The 23,490-nt window shown below is 71.8% G+C and carries 20 protein-coding genes; 7 read left to right on the forward strand and 13 right to left on the reverse strand.

Annotation, left to right across the window (positions count from 1 at the left end; all coding sequences use genetic code 11):
- Positions 1-44: 44 nt before the first annotated feature.
- The gene (locus DEJ29_RS11740) at positions 45-1,916 is read right to left on the reverse strand and encodes an ArnT family glycosyltransferase (RefSeq protein ID WP_111233383.1); all 1,872 of its coding nucleotides are present in this window, start codon (positions 1,914-1,916) and stop codon (positions 45-47) included.
- A 106-nt stretch (positions 1,917-2,022) separates the two neighbouring features.
- Here DEJ29_RS11740 and DEJ29_RS11745 point away from each other — a divergent pair, with 106 nt between their 5' ends.
- Both DEJ29_RS11745 and DEJ29_RS11750 read left to right on the forward strand, forming a co-directional pair.
- Positions 2,023-3,300: an acyltransferase family protein gene (locus DEJ29_RS11745; RefSeq protein ID WP_181438231.1), complete on the forward strand. Its 1,278-nt coding sequence runs from the start codon at positions 2,023-2,025 to the stop codon at positions 3,298-3,300.
- A 136-nt stretch (positions 3,301-3,436) separates the two neighbouring features.
- Positions 3,437-4,405: a GH25 family lysozyme gene (locus tag DEJ29_RS11750; RefSeq protein WP_111095381.1), complete on the forward strand. Its 969-nt coding sequence runs from the start codon at positions 3,437-3,439 to the stop codon at positions 4,403-4,405.
- A gap of 6 nt (positions 4,406-4,411) precedes the next feature.
- Here the strand turns inward: DEJ29_RS11750 and DEJ29_RS11755 are convergent, their stop codons facing one another.
- Both DEJ29_RS11755 and DEJ29_RS11760 read right to left on the reverse strand, forming a co-directional pair.
- Complete coding sequence (locus DEJ29_RS11755; RefSeq protein WP_111095380.1) at positions 4,412-4,639, reverse strand: hypothetical protein; 228 nt, start codon at positions 4,637-4,639, stop codon at positions 4,412-4,414.
- Positions 4,640-4,767: 128 nt separating this feature from the next.
- Positions 4,768-5,991 (reverse strand): polysaccharide pyruvyl transferase family protein, encoded by a 1,224-nt coding sequence (locus DEJ29_RS11760; protein WP_181438230.1) that lies wholly within the window; start codon positions 5,989-5,991, stop codon positions 4,768-4,770.
- 48 nt (positions 5,992-6,039) lie between these two features.
- Here DEJ29_RS11760 and DEJ29_RS11765 point away from each other — a divergent pair, with 48 nt between their 5' ends.
- Positions 6,040-7,242: a glycosyltransferase gene (locus DEJ29_RS11765; protein ID WP_146248364.1), complete on the forward strand. Its 1,203-nt coding sequence runs from the start codon at positions 6,040-6,042 to the stop codon at positions 7,240-7,242.
- A 71-nt stretch (positions 7,243-7,313) separates the two neighbouring features.
- On the opposite strand, the gene DEJ29_RS11770 is transcribed toward DEJ29_RS11765, so the two are convergent.
- The 3 genes from DEJ29_RS11770 to DEJ29_RS11780 all read right to left on the reverse strand — a co-directional run bounded on the left by DEJ29_RS11770 (position 7,314) and on the right by DEJ29_RS11780 (position 10,057).
- The gene (locus DEJ29_RS11770; protein WP_071406414.1) at positions 7,314-8,621 is read right to left on the reverse strand and encodes a UDP-glucose dehydrogenase family protein; all 1,308 of its coding nucleotides are present in this window, start codon (positions 8,619-8,621) and stop codon (positions 7,314-7,316) included.
- Between the two features lie 82 nt (positions 8,622-8,703).
- On the reverse strand, positions 8,704-9,252 hold the full coding sequence (locus tag DEJ29_RS11775; RefSeq protein ID WP_071244247.1) for a PH domain-containing protein: 549 nt from the start codon (positions 9,250-9,252) through the stop codon (positions 8,704-8,706).
- A gap of 4 nt (positions 9,253-9,256) precedes the next feature.
- A complete protein-coding gene (locus tag DEJ29_RS11780; protein WP_111095378.1) occupies positions 9,257-10,057 on the reverse strand; it encodes a biotin--[acetyl-CoA-carboxylase] ligase in 801 nt (266 codons plus the stop codon).
- 74 nt (positions 10,058-10,131) lie between these two features.
- Between DEJ29_RS11780 and DEJ29_RS11785 the strand changes: the two genes are divergently transcribed.
- Both DEJ29_RS11785 and DEJ29_RS11790 read left to right on the forward strand, forming a co-directional pair.
- Positions 10,132-11,727 (forward strand): acyl-CoA carboxylase subunit beta, encoded by a 1,596-nt coding sequence (locus DEJ29_RS11785; RefSeq protein ID WP_071406413.1) that lies wholly within the window; start codon positions 10,132-10,134, stop codon positions 11,725-11,727.
- A gap of 44 nt (positions 11,728-11,771) precedes the next feature.
- Entirely contained in the window at positions 11,772-11,981 is a 210-nt protein-coding gene (locus tag DEJ29_RS11790; protein ID WP_258366690.1) for an acyl-CoA carboxylase subunit epsilon, read from the forward strand.
- A 638-nt stretch (positions 11,982-12,619) separates the two neighbouring features.
- Here DEJ29_RS11790 and DEJ29_RS11795 read toward each other — a convergent pair.
- The 4 genes from DEJ29_RS11795 to DEJ29_RS11810 all read right to left on the reverse strand — a co-directional run bounded on the left by DEJ29_RS11795 (position 12,620) and on the right by DEJ29_RS11810 (position 17,079).
- A complete protein-coding gene (locus tag DEJ29_RS11795) occupies positions 12,620-13,669 on the reverse strand; it encodes a DUF8320 family protein (protein WP_071406459.1) in 1,050 nt (349 codons plus the stop codon).
- Positions 13,666-14,919 carry a sensor histidine kinase gene (locus DEJ29_RS11800; protein ID WP_110863330.1) on the reverse strand — a complete coding sequence of 418 codons (1,254 nt, stop codon included), beginning with the start codon at positions 14,917-14,919 and terminating at the stop codon, positions 13,666-13,668. The genes DEJ29_RS11795 and DEJ29_RS11800 overlap by 4 nt, the downstream gene beginning before the upstream one ends.
- Before the next feature lie 5 nt (positions 14,920-14,924).
- Entirely contained in the window at positions 14,925-15,644 is a 720-nt protein-coding gene (locus DEJ29_RS11805; protein ID WP_017888757.1) for a response regulator transcription factor, read from the reverse strand.
- 175 nt (positions 15,645-15,819) lie between these two features.
- Positions 15,820-17,079 (reverse strand): class I SAM-dependent RNA methyltransferase, encoded by a 1,260-nt coding sequence (locus tag DEJ29_RS11810; protein ID WP_111095377.1) that lies wholly within the window; start codon positions 17,077-17,079, stop codon positions 15,820-15,822.
- Positions 17,080-17,093: 14 nt separating this feature from the next.
- Here DEJ29_RS11810 and DEJ29_RS11815 point away from each other — a divergent pair, with 14 nt between their 5' ends.
- Positions 17,094-17,888 (forward strand): Maf family protein, encoded by a 795-nt coding sequence (locus DEJ29_RS11815; RefSeq protein ID WP_111095376.1) that lies wholly within the window; start codon positions 17,094-17,096, stop codon positions 17,886-17,888.
- A gap of 95 nt (positions 17,889-17,983) precedes the next feature.
- Positions 17,984-19,768, forward strand: a complete 1,785-nt coding sequence (locus DEJ29_RS11820) for an acetyl/propionyl/methylcrotonyl-CoA carboxylase subunit alpha (protein ID WP_110863334.1) — start codon at positions 17,984-17,986, stop codon at positions 19,766-19,768.
- Between the two features lie 77 nt (positions 19,769-19,845).
- Here the strand turns inward: DEJ29_RS11820 and DEJ29_RS11825 are convergent, their stop codons facing one another.
- From DEJ29_RS11825 to DEJ29_RS11835, 3 genes are all read right to left on the reverse strand, one after another.
- Positions 19,846-20,799, reverse strand: a complete 954-nt coding sequence (locus DEJ29_RS11825; RefSeq protein ID WP_111095375.1) for a hypothetical protein — start codon at positions 20,797-20,799, stop codon at positions 19,846-19,848.
- A 160-nt stretch (positions 20,800-20,959) separates the two neighbouring features.
- Positions 20,960-22,636 carry a phospho-sugar mutase gene (locus DEJ29_RS11830; RefSeq protein ID WP_111095374.1) on the reverse strand — a complete coding sequence of 559 codons (1,677 nt, stop codon included), beginning with the start codon at positions 22,634-22,636 and terminating at the stop codon, positions 20,960-20,962.
- On the reverse strand, positions 22,633-23,475 hold the full coding sequence (locus DEJ29_RS11835; protein ID WP_071244261.1) for a purine-nucleoside phosphorylase: 843 nt from the start codon (positions 23,473-23,475) through the stop codon (positions 22,633-22,635). The genes DEJ29_RS11830 and DEJ29_RS11835 overlap by 4 nt, the downstream gene beginning before the upstream one ends.
- Positions 23,476-23,490: the final 15 nt, after the last annotated feature.

Here is a 23,490-nt window from a genome sequence, read left to right on the forward strand (position 1 = left end):
TGCTGCCGCAGGGAGCGGGTGCCGGGGACGTCACCGGTCGAGCGTCACCGGGCGAGCTTGACGATCTGCACGCGGCAGGGGATCTCCGGGTCGGTGGAGCGGTCCGCGCTGCACGAGATCGTCGCGTTGTACGTGCCGACCAGCTTGCCGGCCACCGAGTAGTCGCGGGCCGGGGCGGTCGCCGGGTCGAACTGCACGAAGTACTGCACGCCCTCGTCGATGAACAGGTTGCGCATCGCGTCCGAGTGGTACGTGTAGCCCTGACCTGAGCGACCGTACACACGCGTGTCGGTCAGGAACGCGAGCGAGGAGAGCGAGCGGTAGTTCGAGCCGATGACGGTGGCGTCCTCGGGCAGCGCGCCGCTCGCCCGGATCTGGTCGGCGAGCCGGACGATCTCCGGCACATCGGTCGGCCCGAAGACGCGCAGCGCCTCGGTGCGGTTGACCGACGGGTAGAACGGCGCCGGGGACCCGAACCAGTTCTGCGTGTACGAGGCGATCGGCACCACGGCGATCGCGACGCACGCCACGATCGTGCGGACCACGCCCCGACGGCGCACCAGCCGCCAGACGGCCGGCAGCATGAGCGCCCCGATCATCGCCGTCAGGTAGAACAGCGGCCAGTAGTACCGGGCGTTGCCGCCGCCGCTCGACGACGAGGTGATCATGCCGTAGCCGACGAAGTACACCAGCGTCGTCGCCGCGACGATGCAGGTGAACGCGTAGCGGCGGAACCGCACGACACCGATGACGAGGGCGGCCGCGAAGAGCAGGGCGATGGGTGCCGCGAACGGGGCGAAGGTGCTGATCTTCTGCAGGTAGTACGGCAGGGCGAGCATGCGCTCGTGCAGGTAGTACCCGGCGCGGGCCGCGATGCCCGACTCCTTCGTGACCTTCGGCGCGGTGTCCTCGGTGGTCGACTGCGTGGGCGGCGGTACCACGGCGGGGTCCGGGTTGTCCATCGGGCCCTGCTTGTAGACCGACGGGGTGAAGTCCTCGTTGGGCGAGAAGGCGTGGTCGTTGGGCGGGACCGGCAGGAACGGCCAGTCCGTGGCACGGCCGCCGTCGTCGAACTTCGAACCGATGTTGACCGACAGCGACGATCCGAGCGTCACCGTGCCGTACTTGAGGGTCAGTGCGCCGACCCACGGGGCGATGACGACGGCGAACACGACGATCGTGGCCACCGGGGCCGTCCACCAGTGCCGGACGGGCTCGCGGCGGCGGCGGGCGGACCAGACGCGCAGCAGCAGCCAGAGGATCACGGCGCCGACGGCCACGGGCAGCAGGAAGAGCTTGGTGAAGTACCCGAGCGCGGCCACGACGCCGAGCACCGCGCCGGAGGCGACCCGCGCACGCGTCGAACCGTGCAGTGCCTGGTCGGCCCACCGGAGTGCCCAGAGGAACCCGACGATCCACGCGACGACGAGCAGGTCCGGGGTCTGCACCGACACGGCGCTCATCAGGGCGGGAATCGCGGTGACCATGAAGAGCACGGCGGGGACGATGCGGTGGTTCTGCGACCAGACGAGCCACCCGCCGATGCCGAGCACGACGGCCACGGCGAAGCAGTTCACGATCGCGAAGGCCGTCTGCATGCCGAGGCCGAGGGCGATGAACGGCGCCATCATCCACGAGACCAGCGGCGACCAGTACGCGTTGATCGCGTCGGGCAGCCAGCCGTTCGCGTACTCGCGCGCGATGCCCATGTAGGAGATGCCGTCGACGTTCGTCACGCCGAGGCGGTTGTGGTACGCCACGGCGGCGCTCAGGGCGACCCCGATCACCACGAGGACGCCGAGGATCAGGGGTGCGACGACGTGCCGGTACCGTCGCGCACCCGCCCCCGAACGCCGTCGTGCGGGCTCGTGGGTGCTCTGCGGTGCTGCGGTCGTCGTCACGGTCACGTGCTTCATCATGACATCCGTTCGCTTGTCGGACCGCACCGAGGCGGATCGCGGGCCCCGCTCGGCGTGTGGGAGACTGCCGGGGACCCCGCTCCGACCACCTCGAGGACGTTCGTTGGCCACCGAAACCCGCGCAGCCGAATCCGCAGCCGAACCGACGGCGGCCGCTCCCCGCGCAGGGGGCCGGCTCGAGTTCCCGTACCTGGACGGGCTCCGCGGTCTCGCCGCCCTGGCCGTGGTGTTCTACCACGCGTACCTCTTCACCGGGACGACCGGCACCGGGCCGACCGAACTGCCGTGGCTCCGACCGTTCATCGGGTGGGGCTACCTCGGCGTCCCGCTGTTCATCGTCCTGTCCGGCTACGTCCTGATGCTGCCCGTCGTGACCCGGTTCGACCGCTACCGGTTGCCCGGTGGCTTCTGGAAGTTCATCTGGCGCCGCGCCCGACGGATCATCCCGCCGTACTGGGCGTCGCTCGTCGTCTTCGCGCTCATCATCCTGTTCGTCCCGGTGATGGGGCAGCCCGGCGGCACCCAGTGGGACACGAAGCTGCCGATGGGCTGGGGCACGTTCCTCACGCACTTCTTCCTGGTGCACGACTTCTTCCCGCAGTACATCGGCAAGATCAACGGCCCGATGTGGACGGTCGCCGTCGAGTGGCAGATCTACTTCCTCATGCCGCTGCTGATCCTGCCGCTCTGGAAGGTCTTCGGCGGGTGGGCGACCGCGTCCTCGCTGGTCCTCATCGGCATGTGGATGGGCGCCGAGAGCCGTTACTCGTGGATGCACCCGTGGTTCGTCGGCCTCTTCGCGGTCGGCATGCTCGCCGCCGAGCTCACCGTCAAGGCCCGTGACGAGCACCTGACCGGCAAGCTGAACGCCTCGAAGCTCGGCGGTCCGCGGTGGCAGAGCGGCGTGTTCGTGGCCGCGATGTTCGTCGGCATGCTCCTCGTCTTCTTCCGCAACCGCGACTACTGGCAGCACCAGACCTGGCCGTCCGAGGTCGTCCTCGGCATCTTCGCCGGCATCCTGCTGACCTGGATGGGCCGCAAGGCGGTCACCGGGCAGCACACCTGGCTCGCACGCTTCTTCGCGTGGAAGCCGTTCGTGCTCGCCGGCCTCGTGTCGTACACGATCTACCTCTTCCACAGCCCGTTGCTCGGACTCGGCAACCTGCTGCTCCTGCCGATGGGCCTGTACCCGAAGTGGCAGTTCCTGATGATGGTCTTCGTGGTGATCCCGATCACCCTGGCGATCTGCGTCGGGATGTGGTGGCTCGTGGAGCGCAACTTCCTGAACCGCCGGCAGAAGCACGCCACCCGCGAGGTCTCCTCGCGCGGGCGCCTGCCCGAGGTCGAGACGGACGACGAGGGCACCCGCACCGCCCGCTGACCCCGAAAGCGGACACCGCAGCGGACACCGCCCGGGTGCGTCTCACGGACAGGTGTCGCCGAGTCCGGGTAGCATCGCTCGGACCGCGGCGTGGGAGATCAGGCCCACGGCATCTCGACAGGGAAGACGAGACCACATGCGCGCACCGATCAGCAGACTCCTCGGACTCGGCACCGCTGCCGCCGTCGCCGGGGCCATCACCTTCGGCAGCGGCCCGGCGGTCGGCGCGACCGCGACCGACCCCGCAGCGACACCGGCCCCCGCCGCCAGCACGGCAGCCCAGCAGCTCTCCATCGCCGAGATGGACCGCACCGGCAACCACACCATGGGCGCCGGCATCGCCGCCCACGCCGGTGAGACCCACGTGACGGCCTCGCCCGACGCGACCTCGGGCGGCGGGGTGAGCGCACAGTCCCTCAGCTCGTCGGCCGCTGCCGCCACCGCCGGCGGGCCACCCCCCGGCCGGGTGCAGGGCTTCGACATCAGCGCCTGGCAGCCGAGCGTCAACTTCCTGCAGGCGTACCGCAACGGCGCCCGGTTCGTGTACGTGAAGGCGACCGAGGGCACCTCGTACGTCAGCTCCACCTACAAGCAGCAGTACGCCACCGCCAAGCAGCGCAACCTGTACCGCGGCGGCTACGTGTACGCCCAGCCGAGCCAGGCGAGCGGCGCCGCGACCGCGAACTACTTCTTCGCCCACGGCGGCCAGTGGAGCAAGGACGGCAAGACCCTGCCGCCGCTGCTCGACATCGAGTACGGCAGCGCCGCCCAGGGCACCTGCTACGGCAAGTCGTGGGGCGCGATGCGCACCTGGATCAAGGACTTCAACCGGACCGTCGTCGCCAAGACGGGTCGGTACCCCGCGATCTACACCACGACCGACTGGTGGAAGCGCTGCACGAACAACAGCAACCAGTTCTCGAAGAACCCGTTGTTCGTCGCGATCTACCCGGTGCAGAACTTCACCACCCCCGGCACGCTCGGACGCAGCTGGTCGAAGTGGACCTTCTGGCAGTGGGCGGCCAGCGGCACCCTTCCCGGCGACCAGGACGTCTACCGCAACGACATCACGTACCTGAAGCGCTTCGCCTCCCGGGCGAGCTGACGCCCGTCAGGGACGTCGCTGCGACCGACGGCCCTGCCACCAGGCGACGGCGAGCAGCACCGCGCCGACGAGCAGGAACGGCCCACCCGCGAAGACGAGGAACGCCGCACCGAACGGGAAGCTCCCGCCGGTCGCGGCGGACACGGTGAGGATCAGCGCGCCGGTTCCGGAGACGGCTCCGCCGATGGCTGCGGTGACGCCGCCGGTGATGGTGAGGGGTCGGCGCTCGGTCACGTCGTCAGCCTAGGGCGCGCCCCCGGCGCTCGGCCACCACGAACGGACAGGAGGCCCGTGGCGGTGTCGCCACGGGCCTCCTGTCCGTCACGGGCGCGCGTTCGCGCCCGCAGTGTCAGCGCACGGTGTCAGCGGACGTCGCGCGTCGCCTCGGCGAAGTCGGCGTCGAGGGCGGTCGCCATCCGGGACACACCCGCGGCGAGCTGCGTGCGGACCGCCTCGCGGTCCGCGTCGAGCGCCTCGAGCTGCGCCGTCACGTCGTCGACGAAGGTGGACTCGAGCGCGGCCTCGATCGGCTTCGAGTACGCCTGCTGGCCCATCTGCTCGAAGAACAGCCGGCCCTTGTCGACGTAGTAGAGCACCGCGGCGGGGACCCCGGCGATCGTCGCGACGATCGCCGAGTGCAGGCGGCTCGCCAGGAACAGGCGGCTGCGCGACATCAGCCCGGCGTACTCGGACGGCGAGAACTCGTCGGCCTCGACCACGTGGGTGCGGTCGGCGTGCCGCATCAGGGCGATGACCTCGCGGGCGAAGGCGGCGTCACCCTCGGACGCCTCCATGTGCATCGGGTAGAACACCACGTCGGCGTCCCAGCGGTCGATCACACGGTCGGCGAGGTCGGCGACGGCCTGCCGGTAGGTCACGAGCTTGTCGCTGTCGACACCGGTCTGGCGGAAGCGCTTCGGCAGGAACCGGAACGGGATCCAGCCGCTGCGCTTGTAGTGGAACCAGCGACGGACGCCGAAGCCGATCGAGCCCTCGAGCTGCTCGGCGGTCAGGCCGGTGGTGCGCTCGAGCCGTTCGAGCACGTCCGCGTCGGGCGGGGTGACCGTCCCGACGACCGCGGGGTCGAAGGACGACACGATCGGCGTCGTCACGCCCCAGGACAGGAGCTTCTCGCGGGACTCGTCGTCGCGGACGGCGAACGCGCTGCACAGGTCGACGGTGGCGCGGATCAGGCGCTTGCTGACCCCGGCGGTGGTCGGGCCGATGCCCTGGAACGCCCCGACGAGGTTTTTGTTGACCGCACGGACGAGCAGCATCTTGCCGAACCAGTACACGAGGCCGAGCTTGTTCGTGTAGTCCTTCAGGATCTCGCCGCCACCCCAGAGCACCACGTCGGCGCCGCGGGCGGCACGGAGCAGGGCGAACAGGTCGCCGATGCCGGTGCTGTACGGCGAGACCGGCAGGAACCGGATCCCGAACCACGCGGCGTCCCGCTCGGGGTACTGGGACAGGGACACGATCTCGGCGTCCGGCCACCGGCGACGGACGAGCTCGACGTTGCCGGCGAGGATCGCCCGGTCCCCGCGGTTGTGGGGCGAATCGCTATTGTGGATCAGTACGCGCACGGGGTGAGAGCCTACCGGACAGTCCCCCGCCAGCCCCGGAAAGGCACGATGTCCCGCACCACTCGCTCCGCCCGCTCCCGCCAGGACCGCCCCCGCTTGCTCGTCCTGGGCTCGACGTTCCCGGCCCGTCCGGACGACGGCGTGCCGGCGTTCGTGCTCGACCTCGCCCACCAGGAGGCCACCGAGTTCGACACCCTCGTGCTCACCCCCCGCGTGCCGGGCGGTGCCGCGAAGGAGCGCATCGGCGAGGTCGCGGTGCGCCGCTACCCGTACTTCCCGCGTCGCTTCGAGGACCTGGCCGACGGCGCGATCCTCGACAACCTCAAGGAGCGGCGCTCCCGCATCGTGCAGGTGCCCGCGCTGGTGCTCGCGCAGTACCTGGCCGTGCGGCGCGTGGTGCGCTCCGCGAAGCCCGACGTCATCCACGCGCACTGGGCCATCCCGCAGGCCCTCGTCGCGACCCTGGCCGCCCCGGGTGTACCCGTCGTCGTGACGACCCACGGCGGGGACATCTACGCGCTCCGCGCGGCTCCCCTCGTCCGGCTCAAGCGCTGGATCTTCGGACGGTCGGCGCACGTCACCACCGTGAACTCCGAGATGCGCGAGCGCCTGACCGAGTGGGGCGTCCCCGAGTCGCGCGCGACCGTGATCCCGATGGGTGTCGACCTCGGCCCGGCCCGCGACACCCGTGCCCGCGTCGCGCCGCAGGAGCACCACGTCGTCGCCGTCGGTCGTCTGGTCGAGAAGAAGGGCTTCGGCAACCTGATCGAGGCACTCCGTGGCCTGGGCGACGACGTGCCCTGGCGGCTCACCGTGGTCGGCGACGGCCCGTACCGCGCCCAGCTCGAGCAGCAGGCGGCGGGTCTGCCGGTGACGTTCCTGGGCCAGCGGGGCCGCACCGAGGTGCTCGAGACCCTCGCGTCGGCCACCGTCGTCGCGGTGCCGTCGATCCCCGCGGCGAACGGCGACCAGGAAGGCCTGCCGGTCACCCTGCTCGAGGCCGCGGCGGTCGGGGCCGCGATCGTGGCGAGCGACCTGCCGGGCATCCGGGACGTCGTGCAGGACGACGTGTCCGGCGTGCTCGTGCCCCCGGGCGACGTCCCGGCGCTCCGCGCAGCACTGCAGCGCGTCCTCACCGACGACGCAGCACGCTCGCGATACCAGGAGCAGGCCGTCGTCTCGGCGGCGGAGTTCTCCACCGAACGGATCGGCGAGCGCTACCGGGCGGTGCTGCGCGCAGCCATCGGCTGACGACGCGGCGAACACACCGGAGGCCCGGTGCCGGTCCCACGGACCGGCACCGGGCCTCCTGTCGGTCGCGGCTAGCGCCCCATGCCGCGGTACGTGAAGCCGGCGGCGGTCCACGCGTCACGATCGAGGCAGTTGCGGCCGTCGATGACGACCGGCGACGCCACGAGTGCGGCAGCGGCGGTGGCGTCGAGCTCCCGGAACTCGGTCCACTCGGTGAGCACGAGCACGAGCTCCGCCCCGCCCAGCGCCTCGGCCGCACTCTCGACGTAGTCGAGCTCGGGGTGCACGCGGCGTGCGGTGACGACGGCCTCGGGGTCGTACGCCGAGACGACGGCGCCGAGTTCCTGCAGGCGGGCTGCGATGTCCAGGGCCGGCGAGTCGCGGACGTCGTCGGAGTTCGGCTTGAAGGCCAGGCCGAGCACCGCGACGCGCTTGCCGCTGACGACCCCGCCGAGCAGCTCCTGCGCCAGCTCGACGACGTGCGCGCGACGGCGCAGGTTCGTGGCGTCGACGTCAGCGAGGAACGCCAGGGACTCCCCGACGCCCAGCTCGTTCGCCCGCGCCTGGAACGCGCGGATGTCCTTCGGCAGGCAACCGCCACCGAAGCCGAGGCCGGCGTTCAGGAACTTCCGGCCGATGCGGGCGTCGTGGCCGATCGCGTCGGCGAGCGCCGTCACGTCGGCACCGGCGACCTCGGCGATCTCGGCCATCGAGTTGATGAACGAGATCTTGGTGGCGAGGAACGCGTTGGCGCTGATCTTCACGAGCTCGGCGGTGGGCAGGTTGACGACGAGTCGGGGCGTGCCGGTGGACAGCGCCTCGGCGTAGACCTCGTCGAGGGCGGCGACGGCCTGTTCGCCGGCCTCGCCGTCCGGCACGCCGTAGACGAAGCGGTCCGGCGCGATGGTGTCCTGCACGGCGAAGCCCTCACGCAGGAACTCGGGGTTCCAGACGAGCGTGGCACCGGGGACGGCCTCGCTGACCTCGGCGGCCAGGCGTGCGGCGGTGCCGACGGGCACCGTCGACTTGCCGACGACGAACTCGCCGGCGGACAGGTGCGGGGTGAGCGCGGCGACGGCGGCGTTGACGTAGGTCAGGTCCGCGGCACCGGTGGGGCCCTGCGGGGTGCCGACGGCGAGGAAGTGCACGCGGGCACCGGCGACCTCGGCCATGTCGGTGGTGAAGCGGATCCGACCGGACTCGAGGGCCTCGGTCAGGATCTCGGGCAGGCCGGGCTCGAAGAAGGGGGCCTCGCCCGCGGCGAGCCGCTCGATCTTGGTGGGGTCGACGTCCACGGCGACGACCTCGTGTCCGAGTTTGGCCATGGAGGCGGCGTGCACGGCACCGAGGTAGCCGCAGCCGATCACAGAGATACGCACGTCGAAGAAGGTACCGGTTTCTCGCCGAACTCTCATCACGGCACCCGCAGCGGCGCCCGCGGCGACGGTCACAGCGGCCGGGTCAGGCCCGCACGTCGCCCCACGGCGGACGGTCCGGACCGCCGACGATCTCGTCCCAGTCCGGCTCACGGTGCCGGCGTCTGGCCTCGTAGGCCTCCACCAGGTCGTGCAGGACGGCGACGACGAGGTCGGCGTGCGGCACGTCGGCGAGGACGACGGCGGGGTCGTCGCCGGGGAACACGAGCACGTCGCCGGAGCGGAACAGCCCCTGCAGCCCGCGGCGCCGCACGGTCACGTCGTAGCCGCGGGAGTGCAGGAGCTCCCGCCGGGTCCGCGTGCCGAGTCCGTTGACCACGACCAGGCGACGCGTGGTGACGACGTACCGCTCCGACATCCAGCGGAACAGCGGGACGGCGCCGCCGAACACGACGAGCACCACGACGACGAGCGCGACGACGGCGTTCAGCCACGCCAGCTGCGCCTGGAACACGCCGAAGCCGAACCCGCCGGCCGCGGTGACGAGCACGACGAACACCGCCGGGCGCACCAGCCGACGGGCGTGTGGTCGCAGGCGTGCGACGACACGTTCGGGCGGGGGCTCGGCGGTCATGCCGTCATGCATACCGCAGGTGGGTGACGTCCCCCACCGCGACGCCCCTGGTGCCGCCCGCCTGGTCCCGGATCGTGATGCGACCGGCGTCGTCGATGCCGGTGGCGTCGGCCTCCTCGACGGTGCCGTCCGGCAGCTCGAGGCGGATGCGGCGACCGATCGTGCCGCACGCGGCGCGGACGTGGGACCGGACCGTCTCGGCGGCGGGACCCCCGGTGACCAGGCCGGCCACCGCCTCCAGGACGGACCGCAGGAAGGCGGACAGGACCGCGTCGGCCAGGGCGGGTGCGTCGTCGACCGCGCCGGCGAGCAGGAGCGAGGTGGACGTCGGGGTGGGCAGCCGATCAGCCGGGATCGTCAGGTTCACGCCGGCCCCGACCACGACGCTGCCGTCGGCGGCGACCTGGCAGAGGATCCCGCACACCTTGTCCCCGGCGACCTGCACGTCGTTCGGCCACTTCACGACGACGTCCGCGCCGGCGGGGAGCGCCGACGCGATCGCGTCGCGCATCGCCGCCCCGGCGACCAGCGGCAGCCAGCCGCGGTCGTGGTCGTCCAGGTCCGCACGGACGAGCACGCTGGCGGCCAGCGTCTCACCGGCCGGAGCGGTCCAGGTGCGGTCGAGCCGACCCCGGCCCGCGGTCTGGTGCAGGGTCGCGACGACGCTGCCGTGCTGCTGCCCGGGGGCGGCGGCGAGCAGGTCCGCGTTCGTGGACCCGGTCTCGGCGGGGGTGGTGATCGTCGCGCCCGCCGACCGGACAGCCTCGCTGGTGGCGGGGAACGACGGCGACGGGGATGTGGACATGCACGCAAATGTACGGGCAGGAACCGTGGGGGTCCTCCAACCGGCAGCGTGGCACCCGCCGGTAGGGTGAGCGGGTGACTTCAGGAGACACCCCCGATCTGTCGACGACGGCCGGCCGACTGGCCGACCTCCGCGACCGGTACCACGAGGCCGTGACCGCCGCGGGCGAATCCGCCATCGCCAAGCAGCACGCGAAGGGCAAGGGCACCGCGCGCGAACGCATCGAGCAGCTGCTCGACGAGAACTCCTTCGTGGAGTTCGACGAGTTCGTGCGGCACCGCACCACGTCGTTCGGCATGGACGCCAAGCGCCCCTACGGTGACGCGGTCGTCACCGGCGTCGGCACGATCCACGGCCGCAACGTCGCCGTCTACGCGCAGGACTTCACGGTCTTCGGCGGGTCGCTCGGCGAGGTCGCCGGCGAGAAGATCATCAAGGTCATGCAGCACGCGCTGAAGACGGGCGTGCCGATCATCGGCATCCTCGACTCCGGCGGCGCCCGCATCCAGGAAGGCGTCGTCGCGCTCGGCAAGTACGGCGAGATCTTCCGCCTGAACACCCAGGCCTCCGGCGTCATCCCGCAGCTGTCCATCGTGATGGGCCCGGCGGCCGGCGGTGCGGTGTACTCCCCCGCCCTGACCGACTTCGTCATCATGGTCGACAAGACCAGCCACATGTTCGTCACCGGCCCCGACGTCATCAAGACCGTCACGGGCGAGGACGTCGGCTTCGAGGAGCTCGGCGGCGCCCAGACGCACAACGCGGTCTCCGGCGTGGCCCACTACCTGGCCGAGGACGAGACCGACGCGCTCGACTACGCGCGCTCGCTCATCGGGTTCCTGCCGGACAACAACCTGTCCGACCCGCCGGCCTACGACGTCGCCCCGGAGCTCGAGACCACCGACGCCGACCACGAGCTCGACCTCGTGATCCCGGACTCGACGAACCAGCCGTACGACGTCACCACGATCATCGAGCACATCGTCGACGACGGTGAGTTCCTCGAGGTCCAGCCGCTCTTCGCGCCGAACATCCTGATCGGCTTCGGCCGGGTCGAGGGCCGCACGGTCGGCATCATCGCGAACCAGCCGCAGGCGATGGCCGGCACGCTGAACATCGACGCCGGCGAGAAGGCCGCCCGCTTCGTGCGGTTCTGCGACGCGTTCGGCATCCCGATCCTGACCCTGGTGGACGTGCCCGGCTACCTGCCCGGCACCGACCAGGAGTGGACCGGCGTCATCCGCCGCGGCGCGAAGCTGCTGTACGCCTACGCCGAGGCCACCGTCCCGCTCGTCACCGTCATCACCCGCAAGGCCTACGGCGGCGCGTACATCGTGATGGGTTCCAAGCAGCTCGGCGCCGACATCAACCTGGCGTGGCCGACCGCCGAGATCGCCGTCATGGGCGGTCAGGGTGCCGTCAACATCCTGTACCGCGCCGAGATCAAGCGCGCCGAGGAGTCCGGCGAGGACGTCGCCGCGGTCCGCACGAAGCTCGCGAACGAGTACACGTACAACGTCGCGTCGCCGTACCTGGCGGCCGAGCGCGGTGAGCTCGACGGCATCATCCAGCCGCACGCCACGCGCGTGTCGGTCATCAAGGCCCTCCGGTCGTTGCGGGGCAAGCGCGCCACGCTGCCCCCGAAGAAGCACGGGAACATCCCCCTCTGATGGGTCGCCACGCAGCAGCCGTACCCTCGGACGAGCCCGCTTCAGTGGCGGACGTCCGGGTGGTCTCCGGCGACCCCACGCCCGAGGAACTCGCCGCCGTCGTGGCCGTGCTGCAGCGCCAGGCCGACGAGGCCGCTGCCGCCGGACGCGCCGCCGTGGTCGTCGAGCCCCGCACCGGGTGGGACGCCGCGGCCCGCGGACTCCGCCGCCCGCTCGATCACGGACCGGGCGCCTGGGGCCGATCGCTCCGCTGATGTACCCCTGGTGCGCGGGCGGCCGGGACGGTTGCAGGGCGCACTTCCCGGTCGGCATCCCCTCACTCGGGGGACACGTTCAGCGGATACGGACCGGAAATGCCGGAATTGTCCCCCATAATGACGACTGACATGCAGCTCGTGCGTGGGCATAGTAGTTGGTGTTCGGTGTCCTTCAACGAAAGACATCGCAGGACGGTGGCCGACTAGGGTACGAAGCCACCGCCCGCTGCGAGGCAGGGCGACATTCGGGTTGTCGCTCAGCCTCGGGTCGTGAACGGGCCGGTCGGTATCCGACCGGCCCGTTCCCCGTTTCCGGGGCGTGTGGCGCGTGCGGGCGGGCGTCGGTGCGGTTGGCGCGGGCGATGCGGAACGACACCGTCGACGTCGTACGACAACGACATGGTCGCTTCCGTGCGCGCGCCAGCCCGGCGCACCCACGTGACGGCCGGGAGGCCCGTGGCGGGGCCGCCACGGGCCTCCCGGCTGTCCCCCATCGCGTCCACCGCCGCCCGCACGCCCGGCGCTCCACGCGCGTCCGCACCGCGTCCCCACCACGTCCGCGACGATCCACGCGTCGATCACGTGGTGCATCGTCGCGACGCGCGTGCCGCGCGCTGTACCGAGCGCGCCGCGCGCTACGCGGGCTCGTGCCGCGGGATCTCCAGCCAGAGCGCGACGGAGTCGTCCTCGTCCCCGTCGTCGTCGTCCATCCCCGCTCCGAGCGCCGCGGACTCGCTGGCCGCGCCGTCGAGGCGGAGTCCGACGACGGTCACCGCGGAGTCGGAGCCCTCGCCGACCGTCCGTACGATGACGTTGTCGGCATCGCGGGCCTGCCGGAGCGCCTCGGCGACACGGGCGTGGATGCGCCGGATGTCCGGGGCGTCCAGGTCGTCGAGCCCGCCGTCGTCGTGCAGCTGGACGGTCGCTCCGCGGCGACGCAGGCGCATCACCTCGTCGCGGACGTCGTCGGACAACAGGGACCGGCCCCGGATCTCGTCGCGGATGGCCTGCTCGAGGTGCAGGCACTCGGCGCGGTCGGCGTCGTCGAGGTCGCCGCAGGAGTCGATGATGCGCTGCAGCATCGGCAGGGCCATCCGGGTGGTCTGACTCAGGCGGAACTGCCGCTCGAACACGTGGGCGTCCTGCGCGGCCTGCCAGTCGGCGGTCTCCTGCTCGGCGAGGACGAGTTCCCGGGTGTTCCGGATGGCGCGGCTCATCGCGGCGGCGAAGACCGTGGCGATCGCGACCCAGGCGACGCTGCCGACCACGCCGAGCCCACCGAGCGAGCCGAGGCCGGCCCAGGCGACGGTGTACACGGTCAGGAACAGCACGCCGGCCCACGCGAAGGGGCCCCGGCCGCGCACGACGAGCACCACCATGAGCGTGCCGATGGCCGCTATCCACCAGGTGGCGGAGCCCGGACCACGACCATCGACGAGGACGGGGGCGGCGATCACCGGCATCACGATGGCGGTGGCGAGGGAGAAGCAGGCCGTCCAGACCGGCAGGACCCTGCCGGGGACGAACAGTGCGAGGCCGGTGGCCGCGGCGTACAGGACCATGCAGGCGATGATCGGGGCGACCTGGTCGACGCGCGGCAACGTGGCCGCGGCGAGGACCAGGTGGTAGAGGGAGAACAGCGACGCCAGGCCGAGGGCGATGCTCGCCGGCAGGGAGACCTTCATGCGGTCGTCCTCGCGGCCGGCGACCACGTCAGCACGATGCGGGTGCCCTCGCCCGGGGCGGTGTGCACCTCGGCGCGACCGTCGACGGTCGCGACCCGCTCCACGATGGAGCGGCGGACACCGAGCCGTTCGGCGGGGATGGCCGCGACGTCGAACCCGCGGCCCTCGTCACCGACCTCGACGAGCACCCCTTGGCCCTGCTGCTCGATGCGGACCCAGCGGGAGACGTCAGCGTCGCCGGCGTGCTGCACGCTGTTCACCGCGGCCTGCAGCGCCGCCGAGGCCAGCGCGTCGGCGACCGACGCGGGCAGGCGGACCGACCCGGTCGGCGTCGGGACGAGGCGGACCGGAGCGGGCAACGCACCGACCCCCTCGCGGATGCGTGCCCGGAGTTCCCCGAGGGCGACCGGCGCGACGTCACCGGGACCGTCGGTGGCGGCGGCCTCGAGGTGGTCGATCGCGTTCCGGGCCATCCGCGCGGCGAGGGTCTTGGCCTCGAGCGTGTCGGCACGGGCGGCGGAGAGCAACGTCGTGAGCACGCTGTCGTGCACGATGGCGTCCACCTGCACCCGCTCGACCTCGGTCGCGTGTTCCCGGATGGCGAGCGAGTACCGCCGCACCGCCGTGGACTGCGCCGTGTCGACCGACGTGGCCGCACGCCGCAGCACCACCGCGATGACGAGCACCGCACCGCTGAGCAGCGCCGTGTACACGCCGTCGAGCAGGACCGCGAGGACCCCGACGTCGCCGCCGAGCGGGCTGAGCCGGATGACGACGTAGACCGCCGGCACGAGCGCCGTGTAGACCGTCGCACGCCACGTGGCGAAGCCCATCGCCGCCGCCGTGCAGCCGACCGTGCAGAACCACCACGGCCACGGCTGCTGCGCCGACGGGATGGGCTCCTGCACGGTCGCCGTCCACGTCACGAGCACGACGAGGAACAGCAGCGCGCAGACGATCTGCGCCAGCTGCGCGACCCGCTGCACGAAGGCCGAGACCCCGATGAACACGAACGACGCCGCGAGGGCGAGCATCAGCGTCGGCCCCCAGAACGGGTCGAGGTACGGCAGCTGCTGCAGGACCGCGGGTGCGTCGACGATGCCGAGGCCGATCGCCGCCATCGCGAGGAGGATCGCGAACGCGCGCTCGACCGACGCCTGCGTGATCGAGGCACGGACGCTGCGCGCCGGATCGGCGCCGAACGGCGCCGGTTCGACGACCGTCCGCGCCGACTCAGCCGCGGTCGCCATCCGTGTCAGCGACCGTCGCCGTCGGGGTCGATGCCCGAGTCGAGCCCGGGGAGGATCCCGTCCTCGACGGCTCGACGCAGCAGGTCGACCTTCGTCGGGGCCGGGCGACCGACCTCGACGTACTTCACACGGATCCGGTCGAGGTACTCACGGGCCGTCGAGTAGCCGATGCCGAGCTGCTGGGCGGCGAGCTTGAGCGGGAGACCCGAGGCGTAGAGGTGCAGGATCTCGCGCTCGCGACGGCCGAGCTGCGCCTTCGCGAAGTCACGGTCGGCGTCGATGGCACTCGCCCACTCGAGGTTGTTGAGCACGTCACCGCGTGCGACGGTGGCGACCGCCGCCATCACCGTCTTGGTGGCCGAGGACTTCGGGATGACGCCGGCAGCCCCTGCTGCGAGCGCCTCACGCACGTTGGCGACACGGTCCGCGATGGAGTGCACGAGCACCGCCGATCCCGTCCCCTGCACGCCCTTGACGTTCTCGGTCACGGTCGAACCGTCACCGAGGGACAGGTCGAGGACGACGACGTCGACCTCTCGCCCGTCGAGGTTCTGGACGTACTCGGGGACGCTGGCGGCGGTGAGCACCACCTCGAACCCCTCGTTCTGGCACGCCGCCTGGATCCCGAGTCGGACGGACTCGTGGTCGTCGACGATCGCGACCCGGACCGGCCTGGTGGCCGCCCCCGACGTCTCGGTGCTGGTGGTTGTCGTTCCTGCTGCCACAGTGGCCTCTCGTTCCGATGCGCGACGCCGGCCCCTGAAACCGGAGTGCCATCAACGACCCAGGATACCCAGCCCGGACTCAGGTGCGGGGCTTCTCCGCTGCGCCACGCTGGCCGGTCCGCCGATTGGTGGACACCCCGACACGCAAGGACCGCGGTCGAGCGACCCCCGGACCTCAGCGCCTGGGGACCAGGCGTGCGACGGCTTCCAAGTGGTGCGTGTGCGGGAACAGGTCGAAGGCCCGCAGTGCTTCGAGCCGGTAGCCGAGGTCGGCGAACGTCGCGACGTCGCGGGCCAGCGCCACCGGGTCGCACGCCACGTAGACGACCTGCTCCGGCTGGAGCGCGGCGATCTGCACGACCACGTCACGTCCGGCGCCGGCGCGGGGCGGGTCGAGCACGACCGTGCCGGCGCGGAAGCGGTCCTTCTCGGCGCGCGAGGCGTTGGCCACCGTGTTCGTCAGCCAGCGGTCCACGCGGCCGGTCTCGGCGCGGGCGCCGAGCCATTCGGACAGGTTCTCCTGCGCGTGCTCGGTGGCACGGGCGGCGCTCTCGACGCTCGTGATGCGCGCCTTCGGGCCGACCAGGTCGCCGAGGGCGGCGGCGAGCAGGCCGACACCGCCGTACAGGTCCAGGTGGGTGCCCTCGGGGTCGAGTCGGTCACGGTCGACCAGGTCCTGCACGGCCTCGGTGAGCACGGTCGCCGCGGCGCGGTGCACCTGCCAGAACCCGTTGTCGTCGACCTGGAACGTGCGCTCCCCCACGACCTCGGTCACCACGGTGGGCTTCTGGTCGTCGATGACGAGCCGCGCGCCCTCGGAGCCACTCGGTGCGAGGACGTCGATGACCGAGGACCCCGGCAGCGCACCACGGCCGAGCGGGGCGCTCTGCTGCACGACGGCGGTCGCGAGCGGCAGGCCGGTCACCGGGATGACGGAGTGGGAGCGGGCCGCGAACGGGCCGGCGGTGCCCTGCTCGTCGACGTGCAGCCGGACGCGCGTGCGCCAGCCGAGGCCGTTCGCCGCGTCGTCGCCGGGCGCGGCCTCGACGACGACGTCGTGGCCGAGCACCTCGGCGAGGTCCATCCGCGCGAACCGCGCGAACGAGTCGACGAGGACGTCGTGCTTGAGCGTGCGCTGGTGTGCGAGGGCGATGTGACCGAACTCGGCACCACCCGGGCGCGTCTCGGGGTCACGCTCGAGCGCGGCCTCGGGCCAGACGTGGTCGACGCGGTGCTCGCTCGGCGTGATGACGCTGACCGTGTCGGCGCGCCAGAACGACTTCTTGCGGTCCTCGGTCACCCGGGCGACGACGCGCTCCCCGGGGATCGCGTCCGAGACGAAGACCACCCGTCCTTCGTGCCGTGCCACCGAGATGCCGCCGTGGGCGATCCCGGTGACGTCGAGTTCGAGCAGCGTGCCGACGGATTCACCCATGGTGAGATGGTCCCATGCGTCTGTACCTCGCGAGTACATCCCCCGCCCGCCGAGCACTGCTCGCCCAGTCCGGGATCGAACCCGTGCTCGTGTCCCCCGGGGTCGACGAGGACGCCGTCGGCGCCGCAGCAGCGGCATCCCTCGGCCGCGACCTGACCGGTCCGGAGCTCGTCTCGCTCCTCGCCGTCGCGAAGGCGTCCGCAGTCGCCGACTCCGTGGTCGCCGGGTCACCGGTCGACGGAGTGGTGTTCGGCGGCGACTCCGCGTTCGAGGTCGACGGACAGCTGTACGGCAAGCCGCACGACCCCGCGGTCGCCCGGGAGCGCTGGCGGCAGATGCTCGCCGCCGGCGGCGGGACCTTGTGGAGCGGACACTGCGTGATCGATCGACGACGCGACGACCGGCACCGGAACCCGGAACCGGCCACGGGACGGCCTGGAGGCGCGGCACCGGCCCGCACCGTGCCTCCCGTCCGGTCCCTGGTCACGTCCGCCGCCGGCGTCCCGCAGCTGGGTGACGTCCCGCCCGGCGGGTCGGCGCTGGCCGCCGCCGGCGACCGCGTGGTCGCGGTCGACAGCGCGGTGCTGACCTTCGCCGACGACGTGTCCGTCGACGAGATCGACGCGTACGTCGCGACGGGCGAGCCGCTCGAGGTGGCGGGTGCCTTCACCATCGACGGTCGGGCCGCGGCGTACATCACGCGGATCGACGGGGCACCGTCCGCCGTGATCGGGATGTCGCTGCCGGTGCTGCGGTCGATGCTCCTCCGGGGCTTCGGTATCGCCTGGCACGATCTCTGGGCTCATTAGACGCGGCGCACTGTAGACATCCACACCTGTTCCGGGTGGTTCTTTGTGGGTGCCAGTCAAAACGCACTCCCGCCGCACGAATACGCTGCTGTGTCATGCCCCGTATCAGCAAGGTCCTCATCGCGAACCGCGGCGAGATCGCCGTCCGCATCATCCGCGCGGCCCGCGACGCGGGCAAGGCATCGGTCGCGGTCTACGCCGACCAGGACCGCGATGCCCTGCACGCCCGCCTCGCCGACGAGGCCTACGCGCTGAACGGCACCACGAGCGCCGACACGTACCTCGTCATCGACAAGATCATCTCGGTCGCCCGCCGCTCCGGCGCGGACGCCGTGCACCCGGGCTACGGGTTCCTCGCCGAGAACGCCGACTTCGCCCGCGCCGTCATCGATGCCGGGCTCGTCTGGATCGGCCCGTCGCCGGAGTCGATCGAACGCCTCGGCGACAAGGTCTCCGCGCGCCACGTCGCCGAGAAAGTCGGCGCACCGCTCGCCCCCGGCACCATCGAGCCCGTGCAGGACGTCTCGGAGGTCTTCGACTTCGTCGACCAGGTCGGTCTGCCCGTCGCGATCAAGGCGGCGTTCGGCGGTGGCGGTCGTGGTCTGAAGGTCGTCCGCGACCGTGCCTCGGTCGAGGAGCTCTTCGAGTCCGCCACGCGTGAGGCGATCGCCGCGTTCGGTCGGGGCGAGTGCTTCGTCGAGAAGTACCTGGACAAGCCGCGCCACGTCGAGACCCAGTGCCTGGCGGACGAGCACGGCAACGTCGTCGTGGTCTCCACCCGCGACTGCTCGCTGCAGCGACGCCACCAGAAGCTCGTCGAGGAAGCCCCGGCGCCCTACCTGACGTCCGAGCAGCAGACCGCACTGTACGAGTCGTCCAAGGCGATCCTGCGCGAGGTCGGCTACGTCGGCGCCGGCACCTGCGAGTTCCTCATCGGTGCCGACGGCACCGTGTCGTTCCTCGAGGTGAACACTCGCCTGCAGGTCGAGCACTGCGTCTCCGAAGAGGTCACCGGCATCGACCTGGTGCGCGAGCAGTTCCGCATCGCCGAGGGTGGCGTGCTCGACTACTCGGACCCCACGCCGCGGGGACACTCGTTCGAGTTCCGCATCAACGGCGAGGACCCGGGTCGCAACTTCTTCCCCGCGCCCGGCCCGGTGCACGCCTTCAACGCACCGTCCGGCCCCGGCGTCCGTGTCGACTCGGGTGTCGTCTCCGGTGACGTCGTGTCCGGCTCGTTCGACTCGATGCTCGCGAAGCTGATCGTCACCGGCGCCACCCGTGCCGAGGCGCTGGAGCGTTCGCGTCGTGCACTCGCCGAGTTCGAGGTCACCGGCCTGCCGACCGTGCTCCCCTTCCACCGTGCCGTGGTGTCCGACCCGGCGTTCGCGACGGCCGACGACGAGCCGTTCAGCATCTACACGCAGTGGATCGAGACCGACTTCGTCAACGACATCCCGGCGTGGAGCGGCTCCCCCGAGGAACTGCCGGCCCCGGCTGCGCGCGACAGCGTCGTGGTCGAGGTGCAGGGCAAGCGCATCGAGGTCACCATGCCGTCGATCGTCGGTGGCGGTGCTGCCGGCGGCGTCGCCGGTCGTCGTCCGGCCGGCCCCACCGCTCCCCCGAAGCGCCGCTCGTCGGCCGTCCGCGGGGGTCTGGCGAAGTCCGGGTCGTCCGTCGCGTCGCCGATGCAGGCCACCGTGGTGAAGCTCGCGGTCGCCGAGGGTGACACCGTGGTGAAGGGCGACCTGCTCGTCGTGCTCGAGGCCATGAAGATGGAGCAGCCCGTGCAGGCCCACAAGGACGGCGTCGTCACCGGGCTGAACGCCCCGGTCGGCCAGACGGTCTCGTCCGGTCACGTGCTGCTCGAGCTCGCGTAGCGCGGGGTTCCGTCTCGCAGCTCGGTTGGCGCCCCGCTGTGGTCATCGCGCCCCGACTCTTCGGGGCGCGATGACCGTCAGAGGGCGCGGATCGCAGCATGACGCCAAGCCGTACCCCAGTCCGGACCGAGCGGCACCCCGGCATCGTGCAGGATCCGCGGGAGCTGCCCCGCGGGCATCGCGTCCGCCCACATCACCCGTGCGAAGCCGTTGACCTCACGACGGCGACGGAGACGGTCCTCCCGGCGCTTCTCGTCGACCAGGGCGTCCGCCGCTGTCCGCCCTCGTCGCGGGTCGTCGTACTTCACCCGGCCGTCGAACTCGACTATCACCCCGGGTTCCGCGAACCACAGGTCCACCCGGTCGCGGAGCAGGCCGTCGTGCCGGAACTCCTGCTGCAGTACCGGGTCCGGAGCGCCGAGCACGTGCGCACCCCACCGTGTGATGCTCTCCCCCGGTGACTCGGCGAGCGGATCCGCGTGCTCGATCAGTTCTCGCGCGCGTCGATGCCCGCGAGCACGGCGACTCCCGAGCACTTCGAGGATCGTCGTCCGCTCGACGCCGCGCCGCAGGACCGCGTCGAGCACGACGATGGCACGCCACGGGTGTTCGCGAAGGGCGACGTCGACCGCGGTCTCGGTCAACGTCGTGACGGGCACACGGTCGACCTCGACGGAGGACGGTCGCCTGCCGGCGCTGCCGATGCGCTGGATGCTCTGTTTGACCTGGCCCCGGTCCCGCGACGGGTCGGTCACCGTGACACGCTCGCCGAACGCCCCTATCCACGGAAGTCCGAGCATCGCGACCGCTGACCGGTGTGACACCACGACGGAGCCCCTCCCGCCCGCGAGCACACTCCGGACGAGCATGCGATGTCGTTCGCGTCCCGTCATCGACGCCCACTCACCTGACCCGACGTACTTGCCACGGTGCACCCGGACGAGGGCGCCGACTTCCGCTGCACGACGGATCGCCGAGGCGCGGCCGGGGTCCTGCGCGAGGCCGACGGTCGAGATGGGTTCGTGTTCCATGCTCCGATGATCGTGACGCACGGTCCATCGCGAGCAGGGTTTGCGCGATCTGTGGACAGGCCACGGAGCAGCGCACCCCGTTGCGGGCATCGCGCCCCGAAGAGTCGGGGCGCGATGCCCGCAACGGGGCGCAACACGAACGAGCGGAGCGGACCGCGCCCTACGACACCAGGGGGCGCACCGCGGCGGCGAGGGCGTCGACCAGGCGCTGGGCCTCGGCGGGGGTCTCCGCGACCGTGTCGATGTAGACCTTCACCTTGGGCTCGGTGCCGCTCGGGCGGACGATCACCCGGGCGTCACCGGACAGGTCGTAGCGCAGGATGTCCGAGGGCGGGAAGCCCGCCACCCCGTCGGCGTAGTCCGTCACCGTGTGCACGTCGAGCCCACCGAGCGTCGTCGGCGGCGTGGCACGGAGCGAGGCCATGATCTCGCCGATGCGCGACAGGTCGTCGACACGGGTCGCGACCTGGCCCGAGGCGAACGCTCCGAACTCGGCGGCGAAGGCCTCGAGGTGGTCGGCGATGGTCGAGCCGGATGCGGCGAGCTCGTCGGCGAGGGACAGCAGTTCGAGCGCAGCCGAGATGCCGTCCTTGTCGCGCACGACCGACGGGTCGACCAGGTAGCCCAGGGCCTCTTCGTAGCCGAACAGCAGCTCGGGCACCCGCGAGACCCACTTGAAGCCGGTCAGGGTGTCGCGGTACTCCAGCCCGTGGCGCGCAGCCACCCGGGCCAACGCCGGCGACGAGACGATCGACGCGGCGAGCGTGCCGGTCGCGCCCGACTCGGACGCCCGTGCAGCGGCACGCCACCCGAGCAGCCAGCCGACCTCGTTGCCTGACAGCCGGCGGTACGACGGCGCACCGGCGTCCGTGGCCGTCGGGATCGCGAGCGCGAGCCGGTCGGCGTCGGGGTCGTTCGCGATCACCAGGTCGGCGCCGACGGCGAGACCACGGGCGATCGCCAGGTCCATCGCACCCGGCTCCTCGGGGTTCGGGAACGACACCGTCGGGAACGCACCGTCCGGATCGATCTGCTCCGGCACGACCGCCGGCTCGGCGAACCCGGCCGCGGCGAACACCGCGCGAGCGGTCTCCCACCCGACGCCGTGCATGGCCGTGTAGACGACCTTCGGCTGCTCCTCGACCCCGAGTGCCGGAGCGGGCACGATCGCGGCCGTGGCGGCCACGTAGGCGTCGACCAGGGCCGACGTCGCGACGGTGTAGTCCGTGCCGCGCGGCAGGTCGGTGACGGAGCCCGCGGCCACGGCGTCGATGGCGGCCGCGATCTCACCGTCGACGGGCGGCACGATCTGCGAGCCGTCGTCGTCCTGACCGAGGTAGACCTTGTACCCGTTGTCCCGCGGCGGGTTGTGGCTCGCGGTGACCATGACGCCAGCACCGACGTCCAGGTGCCGGACGGCGAACGCGAGCACCGGCGTCGGCAGGGCCGAGGACAGCAGGGTGACCTCGAGCCCGAGGCCGCGCATGACCTCGGCCGAGTCACGTGCGAAGACGTCCGAGTTCACCCGGCCGTCGTACCCGATCACGACGCTGCGCGAGCGCCCGGTGTCGATGAGGAACCGTGCGAGCCCCGCAGCGGCCTGGGTCACGACGACCCGGTTCATCCGCAGTGGGCCCCAGCCGAGCTCGGCACGGAGGCCGGCGGTGCCGAACTGCAGCCGGCCGTCGAACCGCTCGGCGAGCGCCCGGACAGCGGGACCGTCACCGTCGGCGGCCGCGTCGATCGCGGCGGCCAGCTCGTCGCGGGTCTCCGGGTCGGGGTCCTGCGCCAGCCACGCCCGCGCGGTGCCGAGCACCTGGTCGAGGTCGAGCTTCACGACGCCGGCTGCCCGAGTGCGGCGACCACGCGTGCGAGCAGGTCGGCGATCACCGGCTCGGCCTGCTTGCCGGCCTCGAGCACCTCGGTGTGCGACAACGGGGTCTTCTGGATGCCCGCGGCGAGGTTCGTGATGAGCGAGAACCCGAGGACCTCCATGCCGGCCTGACGGGCCGCGATGGCCTCGAGCGCGGTCGACATGCCGACGATGTGTCCGCCGATGGTCTTCGCCATCTGGACCTCGGCCGGGGTCTCGTAGTGCGGGCCGCGGAACTGCGTGTACACGCCCTCGTCGAGCGACGGGTCGACCGTCCGGGCCAGCTCGCGCAGCCGCGCCGAGTACAGGTCGGTCAGGTCGATGAACGTCGCGCCCTCGAGCGGGCTGTCCGCGGTCAGGTTGATGTGGTCGCTGATGAGCACCGGGGTGCCCGGGGTCCAGTGCTCCTTGATGCCGCCGGCGCCGTTGGTCAGCACCATGATCGAGGCACCGGTCGCCGCGGCCGTGCGGACGCTGTGCACGACCCGACGGACCCCGTGGCCCTCGTAGTAGTGGGTGCGGGCACCGATGACGAGCGCGTGGCGGCCGTCGGCGAGGCGGATCGACCGGATGGTGCCGGAGTGTCCGGGGACGGCCGAGGCGCTGAACCCGGGGACCTGCTCGGCCGGGATCTCGGACACGGTCTCACCGATGATGTCGGCGGCCTTGCCCCAGCCCGACCCGAGGGTCAGGGCGATGTCGTGCCGCTCGATGCCGGACTGTTCGGCGATGGCGGCGGCGGCGGCCCGCGCGACCTCGAACGGGTCGGCAGCGGGGTCGTTCAGCGGGTTCTCGGTGCTCATGCCCCAACTCTAAAG

The sequence above is a fragment of the Curtobacterium sp. MCPF17_021 genome (assembly GCF_003234605.2).
Classification (GTDB): domain Bacteria; phylum Actinomycetota; class Actinomycetes; order Actinomycetales; family Microbacteriaceae; genus Curtobacterium; species Curtobacterium flaccumfaciens.